The sequence below is a fragment of the Streptomyces sp. NBC_00597 genome, from assembly GCF_041431095.1.
Taxonomy (GTDB): domain Bacteria; phylum Actinomycetota; class Actinomycetes; order Streptomycetales; family Streptomycetaceae; genus Streptomyces.
The window spans coordinates 4,078,721-4,092,658 of record NZ_CP107757.1 but is presented as its reverse complement, the minus strand read 5'-3'; the positions used below and the strand labels follow the sequence as shown (position 1 = coordinate 4,092,658).

General features: G+C 71.2%; 12 protein-coding genes and 1 riboswitch. Of the genes, 11 read left to right on the top strand and 1 reads right to left on the bottom strand.

Features of this window, described 5'->3' with window-relative positions; genetic code table 11:
* The first annotated feature begins 49 nt into the window (after positions 1–49).
* On the top strand, positions 50–676 hold the full coding sequence (locus tag OG974_RS18220; protein ID WP_328762980.1) for a SurA N-terminal domain-containing protein: 627 nt from the start codon (positions 50–52) through the stop codon (positions 674–676).
* 52 nt (positions 677–728) lie between these two features.
* A complete protein-coding gene (locus OG974_RS18215; protein ID WP_328762979.1) occupies positions 729–1,781 on the top strand; it encodes a nucleoside triphosphate pyrophosphohydrolase in 1,053 nt (350 codons plus the stop codon).
* 28 nt (positions 1,782–1,809) lie between these two features.
* On the opposite strand, the gene OG974_RS18210 is transcribed toward OG974_RS18215, so the two are convergent.
* Positions 1,810–3,018: a globin domain-containing protein gene (locus OG974_RS18210; protein ID WP_371643742.1), complete on the bottom strand. Its 1,209-nt coding sequence runs from the start codon at positions 3,016–3,018 to the stop codon at positions 1,810–1,812.
* Between the two features lie 115 nt (positions 3,019–3,133).
* Here OG974_RS18210 and OG974_RS18205 point away from each other — a divergent pair, with 115 nt between their 5' ends.
* The 9 genes from OG974_RS18205 (at position 3,134) to OG974_RS18165 (ending at position 13,883) form a co-directional block, all read left to right on the top strand.
* Positions 3,134–4,408 carry a cytochrome P450 gene (locus OG974_RS18205; protein ID WP_327283750.1) on the top strand — a complete coding sequence of 425 codons (1,275 nt, stop codon included), beginning with the start codon at positions 3,134–3,136 and terminating at the stop codon, positions 4,406–4,408.
* 102 nt (positions 4,409–4,510) lie between these two features.
* On the top strand, positions 4,511–5,545 hold the full coding sequence (locus OG974_RS18200) for a transglycosylase family protein (RefSeq protein WP_327283749.1): 1,035 nt from the start codon (positions 4,511–4,513) through the stop codon (positions 5,543–5,545).
* Positions 5,546–5,827: 282 nt separating this feature from the next.
* A riboswitch (cyclic di-AMP (ydaO/yuaA leader) is annotated at positions 5,828–5,996 on the top strand.
* Positions 5,997–5,998: 2 nt separating this feature from the next.
* Positions 5,999–6,709, top strand: coding sequence for a transglycosylase family protein (locus OG974_RS18195; protein ID WP_327283748.1), 711 nt, complete (start codon positions 5,999–6,001; stop codon positions 6,707–6,709).
* A 265-nt stretch (positions 6,710–6,974) separates the two neighbouring features.
* Positions 6,975–8,264 carry a phosphopyruvate hydratase gene (gene eno, locus OG974_RS18190; protein WP_327283747.1) on the top strand — a complete coding sequence of 430 codons (1,290 nt, stop codon included), beginning with the start codon at positions 6,975–6,977 and terminating at the stop codon, positions 8,262–8,264.
* Between the two features lie 129 nt (positions 8,265–8,393).
* Positions 8,394–8,882: a septum formation initiator family protein gene (locus OG974_RS18185; RefSeq protein ID WP_327283746.1), complete on the top strand. Its 489-nt coding sequence runs from the start codon at positions 8,394–8,396 to the stop codon at positions 8,880–8,882.
* Between the two features lie 46 nt (positions 8,883–8,928).
* Positions 8,929–9,495 carry a DUF501 domain-containing protein gene (locus tag OG974_RS18180; RefSeq protein ID WP_327283745.1) on the top strand — a complete coding sequence of 189 codons (567 nt, stop codon included), beginning with the start codon at positions 8,929–8,931 and terminating at the stop codon, positions 9,493–9,495.
* On the top strand, positions 9,492–10,490 hold the full coding sequence (locus OG974_RS18175) for a Ppx/GppA phosphatase family protein (RefSeq protein WP_328762975.1): 999 nt from the start codon (positions 9,492–9,494) through the stop codon (positions 10,488–10,490). Before OG974_RS18180 ends, OG974_RS18175 begins: the two co-directional genes overlap by 4 nt.
* Positions 10,491–10,950: 460 nt before the next feature.
* Positions 10,951–12,336, top strand: coding sequence for an NAD(P)/FAD-dependent oxidoreductase (locus tag OG974_RS18170; protein ID WP_327283743.1), 1,386 nt, complete (start codon positions 10,951–10,953; stop codon positions 12,334–12,336).
* 155 nt (positions 12,337–12,491) lie between these two features.
* Complete coding sequence (locus tag OG974_RS18165; RefSeq protein ID WP_371643738.1) at positions 12,492–13,883, top strand: class I SAM-dependent methyltransferase; 1,392 nt, start codon at positions 12,492–12,494, stop codon at positions 13,881–13,883.
* Positions 13,884–13,938: the final 55 nt, after the last annotated feature.

The following is a 13,938-nucleotide window of genomic DNA, read 5'->3' as shown; positions in this document are numbered from 1 at the left end:
GCACGGCCCTTGTGCACCGACGCACAATCTCCCGGCCCTGGAGGCTCCTTTGCACCGTCGCACAGCGCTCTCCGTCTCCGCCGCCCTGCTCGTGGCGGCCCCCCTGCTGTCCGCCTGCTCGGGCCAGGCCCGCCCCGGCACCGCGGCCGTCGTCGGCGGTGAACGGATCACCACCTCCGCGCTCCAGGCCCAGGTCAACGAGGTCCGCGCGGCGCAGAACGAGTCCGGGCCGACCGCCGCCCAGCTGATCCAGGCCTCGCCCGGCCTGGAGCGCATCAAGCTCAACAAGATGATCCAGACCGTCGTCCTGGAACGCGCCGCCGAGGACGCGGGCGTGAGCGTCGGCGAGAAGGAGGTCCAGGACTTCCGCAAGGCCCAGCTGGAGAAGGCCGGCGGCAGTGAGAAGCTGGCCGCGGCGGCCCTGGAGCAGGCCCAGCTGGCGCCCGACCAACTTGACGCCGACGCCCGTTTCAAGCTGTTGCGCGACAAGCTCTTCGACCACTACGGCAGCCAGGACAAGGCCGTCGAGAAGCTCGCGTCCGCAGCGAAGGCGCTGCACATCGAGGTGAACCCGCGCTACGGCGTCTGGGACGCGCAGCAGATCGTGCTCGGCGACCAGGACACCCCCTGGATCGTCCAGCGGACCCGGACCGAGCAGCCTCCCGCCGGAACCTGAGCGACCCGGGGCACCCCGGCCGCAGGCCGGGGGGAGGAGGTAGGTTCGGAGGGTGAACGACCACGCCGCCGAACCCGCCCCCGCCGTGCCCGCGGCCGACGCATCCGCCGTCGGCCGGATCGTCCTGCTGACCGCCAGCCACCGGGTCGCCCCCGGGCTGCTGTCGTGGCCGGCCTGGCAGACGCTGCACGCCGCGGACCGGGTGCTGTGCGCCGACCCGGGCCACCCGCAGCTGCCGTACCTGCGGGAGGCGGGCGTAGAGGTCGCGCACGAGACCCCGGACGCGCGCGAGTTGGTCGAGGCCTGCGCCGGCGGCCGCACGGTCGTCGTGATCCCCGGCGGCGAGGGCGACCAGCGGCTCACCGACGGGCTGGCCCGGCTCGCCGGCTCCGGCCGCGTCGACATGCCCGACCTCGAACTGCTGCCCGGCTCGTACGATCTGCCCGGCGCCCGCCTGCTCGACCTCGTCCAGGTGATGGACCGGGTCCGCCGCGAATGCCCCTGGACCTCGCGCCAGACCCACGAGGGACTGGTCAAGTACGCCATCGAGGAGGCGTACGAGCTGGTCGAGGCGATCGAGGACGGGGACAGGGAGGCGCTGCGCGAGGAACTCGGTGACGTGCTCCTCCAGGTGGTCTTCCACGCGCGCATCGCCGAGGAGCACCCCGAGCAGCCGTTCTCCGTCGACGACGTGGCCGGCAGCCTCGTCGAGAAGCTGATCCACCGGCATCCGCACGTCTTCGGGGACGCCCAGGCGCAGACCCCTGAGGACGTCAGCGCGCACTGGCAGCGCACCAAGGCGGTCGAGAAGCAGCGGGAGTCGGTCACCGACGGGATTCCGCTGGGCCAGCCCGGACTCGCGCTCGCGGCCAAGCTCGCCGGCCGGGTCCGCGCGGGCGGCGTGGCCGTGGAGCTGCCCCGGGGCGAGGGCATCGGCTACGAGCTGCTGGAGCTGGCGGCGCGCGCCGAGGCGGCGGGGATCGACCCCGAGACCGCGCTGCGGGCGGCGGCCCGCGTCTACCGGGACGCGATCCGGTCCGCGGAAGGAGTCGGCGCGGACACTGGCGAGGACGCCGGCGAGGACGGCGAGGGCCCCGGCGCGTAGCCCGCGTCGTTCTGCCGCCGGAGCCCCCTCAGGCCCGCGGCGAGCGGCCCGACGGGTCGTGCCAGTGCGGCGCCGGGCGGCTGAGGAACCACTCGCCGAAGCCCAGGGGGCGTCCGTTCGGGCCGTGGCCGGCGGTGGGTACGCAGTCGTGGAAGATCCGCCCGGGCGGGGCGCCCAGTTCTTCCAGCAGGTGCACTGTCTGCTCGACGAACGGCGGCGGGCCGCTGAGGTAGACGTCCTGCTCGGGCCACAGGGCCCGGTGGCCGAGCGCGGTCGCGAGCCGCCCGGTGGCCTGGTTGCGGTGCCGCCCGGGGGCCGGCGTGATGTAGGTGACGCCGAGCCAGCCGAAGGTGGCGGCGTACTCGTCGATCAGCGGGCGGTCGTAGAGGTGCGCGGCGTCGCGGGCGACGACGAAGAGCCGTACGTCCTGATCGGGGGGTTGCCCGGCGAGCTCTTCCAGCATGGCCCGGATCGGCGCCCAGCCGGTGCCCGCCGCGATGAGGCTGACGGGGCGGCCGGCGCGGCGCAGGGTCAGCTGCCCGCCGGCCGCGCCGAGCCGCAGCACCTCGCCGGGCCGGGCCTCGCGGACCAGGGCGGTGCTCAGCCGGCCGTGGTCGACGCGGCTGACGTGCAGGTCGAGGGTGCCGTCGGGGCGCGGGGCGTTGCCGATGGAGTACGTGCGCCAGGTCGCCGGGACCCGCTCGCTGCTCACGCTCACGTACTGGCCCGGTACATGGGGGTAGGGGGCGTGCGGGCGCAGGGTCAGCACCCCTATGTCCTGCCCGTACTGGAGGTGGCGGACGATCTCGGCGTCCCACCACGGGGGGTCCTCGCTCGCGGCGGCCCCGGCCATCATGGCGTCGGCGATCACCTGGTAGGCCTCGGACCAGGTCTTCTCCACGTCCGGGGTCCAGGCCTCGCCGGAGGTCAGGGCAAGCGCGGCGAGCAGGCTGGAGCCGACGGCCGCGTAGTGCTCGGGGCCGGCGAGGAACTTGCGGTGGTCACGGCCGAGGGCGTGGAGATAGGGGAGGAGGCTCTCGTCGCCGAGGCGGGCGACCACGTGGGCCAGTGCGGCGAAGAGCCGGTCGCGCTGGCGTTCCATGCCCTCGGTGGAGGCCGGGAAGAGTTCACGGAACCCGGGGTTGTGCCAGAAGAGGTGGGAGTAGAAGTACTTGACCGCGTGCTCGGCCCGTCTCTCCACCACCGCGAAGCTGCTCTTCAAGATCCTCACATCCACAAAACCGAAAGTAGGAACGTCGGGCAACGCGACGTCAAGCGATGGCGGATCTACGGACAGCCGCGGCGAACACCCCATATGGGATGGCCGCCGGCGCGCGGGATACGGTCAGCGGGTGCACGAGCCGACCTCCGCAGCCCCCCACGACAACACTCCTCCCCAGGGCCCGACCCTGTTCGACTGGGAGTTCGCCACCGATCCGTACCCGGCGTACGCCTGGCTGCGCGAGCACTCCCCGGTGCACCGCACCAAGCTGCCGAGCGGGGTCGAGGCCTGGCTGGTCACCCGGTACGCCGATGCCCGCCAGGCCCTCGCCGACCAGCGGCTCAGCAAGAACCCGGCGCACCACGCGGAGCCGGCGCACGCCAAGGGCAAGACCGGGATCCCGGGGGAGCGCAAGGCGGAGCTGATGACCCATCTGCTCAACATCGATCCGCCGGACCACACCCGGCTGCGGCGGCTGGTGTCGAAGGCGTTCACTCCGCGCCGGGTCGCCGAGTTCGCCCCGCGGGTGCAGGAGCTGACCGACCACCTCATCGATCGGTTCGCGAGCAGGGGTGAAGCGGACCTCATCCACGAGTTCGCCTTCCCGCTCCCCATCTACGCCATCTGCGAGATGCTCGGCGTACCGCGCGAGGACCAGGACGACTTCCGCGACTGGGCGGGGATGATGATCCGGCACGGCGGCGGTCCGCGGGGCGGGGTCGCCCGCTCCGTGAAGCAGATGCGGACCTACCTCGGTGAACTCATCCACCGAAAAAGGGATGATCTGGGCAATGATCTGATTTCGGATCTGATCCGCGCGAGCGACCACGGCGACCACCTGACGGAGGCCGAGGCCACCGCGATGGCCTTCATCCTGCTCTTCGCCGGCTTCGAGACGACCGTCAACCTCATCGGCAACGGCGTCCACTCCCTCTTCATGAACCCCGACCAGCGCACCCGCCTGCAGGACTCCCTCGCCGCCGGGGAGAGCGGCCTGCTGGAGACCGGCGTCGAGGAGCTGCTCCGCTACGACGGCCCCGTGGAGCTGGCCACCTGGCGGTTCGCCACCGAGGCGCTGAGCCTCGGCGGCCAGGACGTCGCGGCCGGCGACCCGGTGCTCGTGGTCCTCGCCGCGGCCGACCGGGACCCCGAGCGGTTCGCCGATCCGGACACCCTCGACCTCTCCCGCACCGACAACCAGCACCTCGGATACGGGCACGGCATCCACTACTGCCTGGGCGCGCCGCTCGCACGACTTGAAGGACAGACGGCGCTTGCGAGTTTGCTCACGCGTCTGCCGGATCTGGAACTCGCTGTTCCGCCCAACGAGCTTCGCTGGCGCGGGGGTCTGATCATGCGTGGCCTGCGCACTCTTCCCGTCCGGTTCGCACCTCGAAACACCTGAACGTCCCCTGACCAGAAGTCAGCCCCGGTCAAGAGTTGTGACTTGCATGCCAAGAAGGCTAGGTTCTGCCGTTACCCAGTCGTTATGCGAAAGGTGCAGCTCATGCGTTCCGGGAACGGCCGCCACAGACGCCCCCGCCAGGTACCCGCGATAGTCGTCACCGCCGGAGTCACCGGCTCCGCGCTGGCACTGCCGCTGCTCGCCGCCACCAGCGCGAGCGCGGCCGACACCTCCACGTGGGACAAGGTCGCCGAATGCGAGAGCGGCGGTTCCTGGAGCGCGAACTTCGGCAGCGGGTCGTACGGCGGACTTTCGTTCACGCAGGAGCAGTGGAACGCCTCGGGCGGCCAGGAGTTCGCCGAGCGCCCTGACCTCGCCAGCCGTTCGCAGCAGATCGCCGTCGCCGAACGCGTGCTGGGTACCCAGGGCCCCCAGGCCTGGGGGCAGTGCTCGGAGTCGGCAGGACTGACCCGGCAGTCCCCCGCGGCGGCCGTGGACCCCGGCCTGCCCGGCACGCTCGGTCCCGTCGCCCCCAGCGCCTCGCGCCCCGACAACTCGGTCCCGAAGGGCGGCTCCGGCGCGAAGGCGACGGACTTCGGCGCCCCGACCCCGGCTCCGGCCCCCGACTTCACGCTTCCGCCCGCGCCGCTCGCGCCGAGCAGCGGACTGCCCGTCATGCCCGATCCGGACGCGCCGTCCACGTCGCCGACCGTCCCGGTGCTCCCGGGCGACCCGACCACCACCCCGGGCACCCCCACGGCCCCGACGACGCCCACCGCGCCGGGAACTCCGACCGCTCCGGCCCACCCGGCGGACCCGACCGCTCCGATCACCCCCGGGGCCGACCCCACCGCCCCCGCGGCCCCCGGCGCCCCGGGTGCCTCCACCGACCCGGCCGGCATCCCGGACACCTCCGGCAACGGCAAGCACCGTGGTACGCCCGCCGTTGAGGTTCCCGTCACCTCTGCCGCGGCGTCGAACCCCTCGTACACCGTCCAGGAGGGCGACAGCCTGGCCACCATCGCGACCGCCAGGAAGGTCAAGGGCGGCTGGAACGCGCTCTACGCGGCCAATGAGCAGGTCATCGGCAAGGACGCCGATCTGATCAAGCCCGGTCAGAATCTGGATCTAAGTTAGTAATAACGGCACTTCGGGCACCCGGAAAGAGTGGAATGTCCGCTATCTGCAAGTGAGACATGTGTCTCTTCCGGTCAACTGGCGTGTCCCGTCTGCCGTCTTCCGCAAACCCGCTCCTCACCTGCGCAAACGCCCTTAAAGGGAGCGCAAGTAGGGCCCGTTTCTCCCCGGTGTTCCTCGTTGAACATCGGGGAGAGACCTGTCTACCTTCTGAGTCGCCCGCCACCGCGGGCTCCTTCGACCGCATCGCCGAATCCTGCCGGCGGACGGGGGGAACAGTCGTCGCGTAAAGCGCCGAAGGCAGGAGCGGGGGAACCAAGGTAGGCGCCGGGACCGGCCGTTGAGAGACGGCCACGGAAACGGCTAGGGGTTAAGTCGTGCGCCATGCACGGCCGGGCACTCATCAGCCCGAACCCGACAGCTCACCTCGTAGGCGTCGGTGAGGAGAACTCCATGCTGCTTTCCGGCAAGGGCAAGCACCGCCGCGCCACGGCCATCGAACGGACCACCCGCATCGTCACGCTCGCCGGCGTCGCCGGTGTCGCGGTCGCCGCGCCCCTGATGGCGGCCGGTTCGGCCTCCGCCGCCACCGGCTCCGAGTGGGACCGCGTCGCCCAGTGCGAGTCCGGCGGCAACTGGGCCATCAACACCGGCAACGGCTACTACGGCGGCCTGCAGTTCTCGTCCTCCACCTGGGCCGCGTACGGCGGCAAGGCCTACGCCTCGCAGGCCAACCAGGCTTCCAAGTCGCAGCAGATAGCCGTCGCCGAGAAGGTCCTCAAGGGCCAGGGCAAGGGCGCCTGGCCGGTCTGCGGCAAGGGTCTCTCCAACTCCTCCTACAGCGGTGGTGGTACGACCGACACCCCGAAGAAGACGGAGACGAAGACCGAGACCAAGAAGACCCAGCCGAAGAAGACCGAGCCGAAGAAGGAGACGACGAAGCGCTCCGAGGCTCCGGCTCCGACGACCCGCTCCGAGCGCGCCGAGGCCCCGGTCATCAAGACCGGCAACGGCTCGTACGAGGTCAAGTCCGGCGACACCCTGGGCACCATCGCCGAGGCCAACGGCGTCAAGGGCGGCTGGGAGAAGCTCTTCGAGCTCAACAAGGACATCGTCTCGGACGCAGACCTGATCTTCCCGGGTCAGATGCTGAAGCTCAGCTGAATCCTGCCGTAACAATCGCGGCAGCATGCACGGCACGCGACATCCCCACCGCCCGGCGCGACTCCCCCCACGCGCCGGGCGGCGGTGTTTTCCCGCCCCGATCCGGCGCCCCTATGTCCTGGAAGGCGGGTATTCGGGCCCTTTTTCGTCCCAGGAGGCGGGCGGTCGGCGGGCCGAATGCCCGGAGCCGGTTAGGCTCTAGTCGGCAAGGCCGTCCCACGGCCTGACATGCCACCGCACACCCAGCGTCACATCCCAGAAGGAGATGCTCGTGCCGTCCATCGACGTCGTCGTAGCCCGGGAAATCCTGGACTCCCGAGGCAACCCCACGGTCGAGGTCGAGGTGGGCCTCGACGATGGCAGCACCGGCCGTGCTGCAGTTCCGTCCGGTGCCTCCACCGGTGCCTTCGAGGCCATTGAGCTCCGTGACGGTGACCCCAACCGTTACATGGGCAAGGGTGTCGAGAAGGCCGTCCTCGCGGTCATCGAGCAGATCGGCCCGGAGCTCGTCGGCTACGACGCCACCGAGCAGCGCCTGATCGACCAGGCCATGTTCGACCTGGACGCCACCGACAACAAGGGCTCGCTCGGCGCCAACGCCATCCTCGGCGTGTCCCTCGCCGTCGCGCACGCCGCGTCCGAGGCCTCGGACCTCCCGCTCTTCCGCTACCTCGGCGGCCCGAACGCGCACCTGCTGCCCGTTCCGATGATGAACATCCTCAACGGTGGGTCGCACGCCGACTCCAACGTGGACATCCAGGAGTTCATGATCGCCCCGATCGGCGCGGAGTCCTTCTCCGAGGCGCTGCGCTGGGGTGCCGAGGTCTACCACACCCTCAAGAAGGTCCTGCACACCAAGGGCCTCTCCACCGGCCTGGGCGACGAGGGCGGCTTCGCCCCGAACCTGGAGTCCAACCGCGCCGCGCTCGACCTCATCATCGAGGCCATCAAGCAGGCCGGCTACACCCCGGGCAAGGACATCGCGCTCGCGCTCGACGTCGCCGCGTCCGAGTTCTACAAGGACGGCAAGTACGAGTTCGAGGGCCAGTCCCGCTCGGCCGCCGAGATGACCGACTACTACGCCGAGCTCGTCGAGGCGTACCCGCTCGTCTCCATCGAGGACCCGCTGTTCGAGGACGACTGGGCCGGCTGGAAGACCATCACCGACCGCCTGGGCGCCAAGGTCCAGATCGTCGGCGACGACCTCTTCGTCACCAACCCCGAGCGCCTGGCCCGCGGTATCGAGGAGGGCTCCGCGAACGCCCTGCTCGTGAAGGTGAACCAGATCGGTTCGCTGACCGAGACCCTCGACGCCGTCGAGATGGCCCAGCGCAACGGCTTCAAGTGCATGATGTCGCACCGCTCCGGCGAGACCGAGGACGTCACCATCGCCGACCTCGCCGTCGCGGTGAACTGCGGCCAGATCAAGACCGGCGCCCCGGCCCGCTCGGACCGCGTCGCCAAGTACAACCAGCTGCTGCGCATCGAGGAGATCCTCGACGACGCCGCGGTGTACGCCGGCCGCTCCGCCTTCCCGCGGTTCCGCGCGAACTAAGCGCTGCCGGCGGGCACGGCAAGGGGCAATCACGCTCTTGCCCTTCCCGCCTCCGTACGTCCCCGCACTCGGTCCCGTACCGTGTGCGGGGACGTATTGCGTAGCGCGTACATAGGGGAGGCGGGATCAATGGCCGGGAACCGGGATCGGTTCTCCACCTTCTCCACCGCGACCAGGCTCAAGCAGCTCGGCGAGCGGACCGCCGCCCACGTCTACCGCTCGCAGACGCGCCGCCAGGTCCGCCGCAGCCGGCTCACCGGCCGGGCCGCGCTGCTGGTGCTCGTCCTCTGTACGCTGGTCGTCGCCCTCGCGTATCCGATGCGTCAGTACGTGTCCCAGCGTTCGGAGATCGCGCAGCAGCAGCGGGCCGCCGAGGCCGCGAGCCGGCGCCTCGAACGCCTCCGTGACGAGAAGGCCCGCTGGCAGGACAACGCGTACGCGGAGCAGCAGGCGCGCAAGCACCTGCACTTCGTCCGCCCGGGCGAGATCAGCTACATCATGACCGACCCCGGGGCCGGGGCCGCCGAGCGGCACCGCACCGGAGCAGCCGGATCCGACCGGCCCTGGTACTCGAACGTCTGGGACGGCGTCGACAAGGCGGACCGCCCCGGCGAGTGACGAGCACCCGCACCCACCCACGAGAACGAAGAGACTTCCTGTAGGCATGCAGACGCCCCCGCCCCAGACCGACCGGACCGAGCCGACCGACGCGGACATCGAAGCGTTCCAGCAGCAGCTCGGCCGCCCGCCGCGCGGGCTGCGCGCCATCGCCCACCGCTGCCCCTGCGGCCAGCCGGACGTGGTGGAGACCGCGCCGCGGCTCCCCGACGGCACGCCCTTCCCGACGCTGTACTACCTCACCTGCCCGCGCGCGGCCTCCGCCATCGGCACGCTGGAAGCCAACGGCGTGATGAAGGAGATGCAGGCCCGGCTCGCCGAGGACCCCGAGCTCGCCGCCGCCTACCAGGCCGCGCACGAGGACTACATCCGCCGCCGCGACGCCATCGAGGTGCTCCAGGGCTTCCCGAGCGCCGGCGGGATGCCGGACCGGGTGAAGTGCCTGCACGTGCTGGTCGGCCACTCGCTGGCGGCCGGACCCGGCGTGAACCCGTTCGGCGACGAGGCCCTGGCGATGCTGCCGCAGTGGTGGGCCAAGGGCGCCTGCGTCACGCCGTGCGCACCGAAGGCGCAGACCGCGGAGGCCGCGGAGCAGCAGGGACCGGACGCGTGACCCGGGTCGCCGGCATCGACTGCGGTACGAACTCCATCCGTCTGCTCGTCGCGGACTTCGACCCCGCCACGGGCGAGCTGGTCGAACTGGACCGGCGTATGACGATCGTCCGGCTGGGCCAGGGCGTGGACAAGACGGGCCGGCTGGCCCCGGAGGCGCTGGAGCGGACCTTCGCGGCGTGCCGCGAGTACGCGGCGGTGATCAAGGAGTTCGGTGCCGAGCGGGTGCGGTTCGTGGCCACTTCGGCCTCCCGCGACGCCGAGAACCGGGACGAGTTCGTCCAGGGCGTCTTCGCCATCCTGGGCGTCGAGCCCGAGGTGATCTCCGGTGACCAGGAGGCGGAGTTCTCCTTCGTCGGCGCCACCAAGGAGCTGACGGGCGCCACCCTCCCCCAGGCCCCGTCCGGTGCGACCCCCCTGGAGAAGCCCTTCCTGGTGGTGGACATCGGCGGCGGCTCGACCGAGTTCGTGGTCGGCGAGGAGCACGTACGGGCGGCCCGTTCCGTCGACGTGGGCTGCGTCCGGATGACCGAACGGCACCTGGTCGTGGACGGGGTGGTCACCGACCCGCCGACCGCGGAGCAGATCGCCGCCATACGGGCCGACATCGAGGCGGCGCTGGACCTGGCCGAGCAGACGGTCCCGCTCGCCGAGGCGCGCACGCTGGTCGGCCTGGCAGGCTCGGTGACGACGGTCGCCGCGATCGCCCTCGGGCTGCCGGAGTACGTCTCCTCGGAGATCCACCACGCGCGGATCCCGTACGCGACGGTGCGGGAGATCAGCGAGCGGATGCTGACGGCCACGCACGCCGAACGCGCGGCGATCCCGGTGATGCACCCGGGCCGGGTGGACGTGATCGGTGCGGGCGCCCTGGTGCTCCTCGCGATCATGGAGCGGACCGGAGCCGCGGAGGTCGTGGTCTCGGAACACGACATCCTCGACGGAATCGCGATCAAGACGGCCGAAGAGGTCGAGGCCGACCGCCTGCGATCCTGACCCCTACCCGCCCCAACAGCGGCGCTCCGGTGGCTACCGGAGCGCCGCTGCCATGTTTTGGGCGGGTCCAGAGGACCTTCGGAAGCCCTTACGGGGGTCTTAGGTCCCCTCCTCCACAGAAAGTTCGTGAAGTTCTTCACAAGGAAAAGAGGCCTGATGGGCCACGGGAAGGGTCCTTCGGGGTGCTTCCGGGGCCCACGGGCCCTTTTCATGCGGGCGTTCGTGCGATTCGGGCGTCGACTCCGGTGTAGTCGGTAGGTATCCACCAACCCGGTGGTCTACTCCGGTTACGGGCTTGGAGGCCAGTTCAGGACGGGTGAACAACGACTCCCGTTACACCTTGGTTCCCGTTTCGCGCCATGACCTCCGTCACGTGGGCCGCGCAGTGTAGCAGAGGCCTCATGGCACCTTGTGAAGGGGCTCACGAGCGGCACCCCTTTGGGTGCTGGATACTCGTTCCATGAGCACCACGGAGCGTCCCAGGATCCTCGTTGTAGGAGGTGGGTACGTAGGCCTGTACGCAGCCAAGCGCATCATGAAGAAGATGCGCTACGGCGAGGCGACCGTCACGGTCGTCGACCCGCGCTCGTACATGACCTACCAGCCCTTCCTCCCTGAAGTGGCCGCAGGCAGCATCTCGCCTCGGCACGTCGTCGTCCCGCTGCGACGCGTGCTGCCCAAGGCAGAGGTTCTCACCGGCCGGGTCACCAGCATCGACCAGGACCGCAAGGTCGCCGTCGTCACGCCGCTCGTCGGCGAGGCGTACGAGCTGCCTTTCGACTACCTGGTGATCGCGCTCGGCGCCGTCTCCCGCACCTTCCCGATCCCCGGCCTCGCCGAACAGGGCATCGGCATGAAGGGCGTCGAAGAGGGCATCGGCCTGCGCAACCACGTCCTTGAGCAGCTCGACAAGGCCGAGTCCACGACGGACGAGAACGTCCGCCGCAAGGCCCTCACCTTCGTCTTCGTCGGCGGCGGCTTCGCCGGTGCGGAGACCATCGGTGAGGTCGAGGACATGGCCCGCGACGCCGCGAAGTACTACACCACCATCAAGCGCGAGGACATGCGCTTCATCCTGGTGGACGCGGCCGACAAGATCCTCCCCGAGGTCGGGCCCAAGCTCGGCACCTGGGGCAAGGAGCACCTTGAGTCGCGCGGCATCGAGATCTACCTCAACACCTCGATGGACTCCTGCGTGGACGGCCACGTGGTGCTGAAGAACGGCCTTGAGGTCGACTCCGACACCCTCGTGTGGACCGCCGGCGTCAAGCCCAACCCGGTGCTGGCCCGCTACGGCCTGCCGCTGGGCCCGCGCGGCCACGTCGACACCGCCCCGACCCTCCAGGTCCAGGGCAGCGACTACATCTGGGCCGCGGGCGACAACGCCCAGGTCCCGGACATGGCCGCCCGCAAGGCCGGTGTCGAGAACGCCTGGTGCCCGCCGAACGCCCAGCACGCGCTGCGCCAGGCCAAGGTCCTCGGCGACAACGTCATCTCGGGCATGCGGGGCTTCCCGCAGCACGAGTACGCCCACTCCAACAAGGGTGCGGTGGCGGGCCTCGGCCTCCACAAGGGCGTCGCGATGATCGTCATGGGCAAGATGAAGATCAAGCTCAAGGGCCGGCTCGCCTGGTACATGCACCGTGGCTACCACGGCATGGCCATGCCGACCTGGAACCGCAAGATCCGCGTCTTCGCCGACTGGACCCTCGCCATGTTCCTCAAGCGCGAGGTCGTCTCCCTCGGCGCGCTGGAGACCCCGCGCGAGGAGTTCTACGAGGCTGCCAAGCCGGCGCCGGCTCCGGCCGCCACCGCAGCCCCCGCCGCGAAGGCCAAGGCCTCCTGACCCGGGCCTGACCGGCAACTCCTCCAGCACGTCCCCGAAGGGGCCGCCCGCCATCCGTGGTGCGGGCGGCCCCTTCGGCGTTCCCTCCCGGTTGAGGGCCTCCGGAAACGGGTAGGCCGTCGGGTCGGGTCGGATCGTTTCCGGAGGTGCCTACGATGACCGATGCCGCGCCGCGGCTGGCCGCTCTTGCCGAGACCCTGCTGGGCGCCCCCCTGCCCGTCCGGATCCGCGCCTGGGACGGCAGCGAGGCCGGACCGCCCGCCGGCCCCACCCTGGTGCTGGCCAACCGCCGCGCCCTGCGCCGCGTGCTGTGGCGGCCGGGTGAACTGGGCCTGGCCCGGGCCTGGGTGGCCGGCGACCTGACGGTGGAAGGCGACCTGTTCGAACTGCTCGACCGGGTGGCCGGCCTGCTCTGGGAGCGGGCACCCGCCGACGTCCCCGAGGCCCCGCAGGCGGTCCGCCGCTCGGGCCTCGGCAAGCTGCGCGCCCTGCGCCCGTACCTGCCGGGCCTGCCGGAGCGCGCCGCGGGCGTCGCCGGGACCACCGCGCTGCTGCGCGACCCGGAGGCCCGGGCCGCGCTGCGCGACCTCGTCGCCCTGGCCCGGCCGTGGCCGGCGCCCGCACCGCCGCCCGAGGAGGCCCCCCGCCGGGGCGGCCAGACGCACAGCAAGTACCGCGACCGGCAGGCGATCAGTCACCACTACGACGTCGGCAACGAGTTCTACGAGCACGTCCTCGGTCCCTCGATGGTGTACTCCTGCGCCTACTGGAGCCCCGGCTCCACCCTGGAGGAGGCCCAGCGGGACAAACTCGACCTGGTCTGCCGGAAGCTGGGCCTCCAGCCCGGCGAGCGGCTCCTCGACGTCGGCTGCGGCTGGGGCTCCATGGCGCTGCACGCGGCCCGGGAGTACGGGGTCCGCGTCACCGGCGTCACCCTCTCGCGCGAGCAGGCCGTGTACGCCCGCAAGCGGGCCGCGGAAGAGGGCCTGGCCGACCGGGTCGACATCCGGATCCAGGACTACCGGGACGTCAAGGACGGCCCGTACGACGCGATTTCGTCCATCGGCATGGCCGAGCACGTAGGCGCCGAGCGCTACCGCGAATACGCCCGGACCCTGCACGCCCTGCTGGCCCCCGGAGGCCGGCTGCTCAACCACCAGATCGCGCGCCCGCCGGAGCCGGACGAAGAGGCCTACCGGATCGACGAGTTCATCGACGCCTACGTCTTCCCCGACGGCGAACTCTCCCCGCTGGGCACGACGGTGGGCGAGCTGGAACGGGTCGGGTTCGAGGTCCGCGACGTGGAGGCGCTGCGCGAGCACTACGCGCTGACGCTGCGCGCCTGGGTGGCGCGGCTGGAGGAGCACTGGGAGCAGGCCGTACGGCTGACCTCACCGGGGCGGGCCCGGGCCTGGAGGCTGTACATGGCGGCCTCGGCGCTGGGCTTCGAGCACGGCCGGCTCGGCGTCAACCAGATCCTCGCGGTGAAGCCCGCGGCCGCCGGCCGGTCGGGGCTGCCGCTGCGGCTGCGCACCTGGGGCGCGTGACCCCGTACGGCAGCGGGAAGGGCCCCGGGGCGCGTGCCCCGGGGCCCTTCCCCCC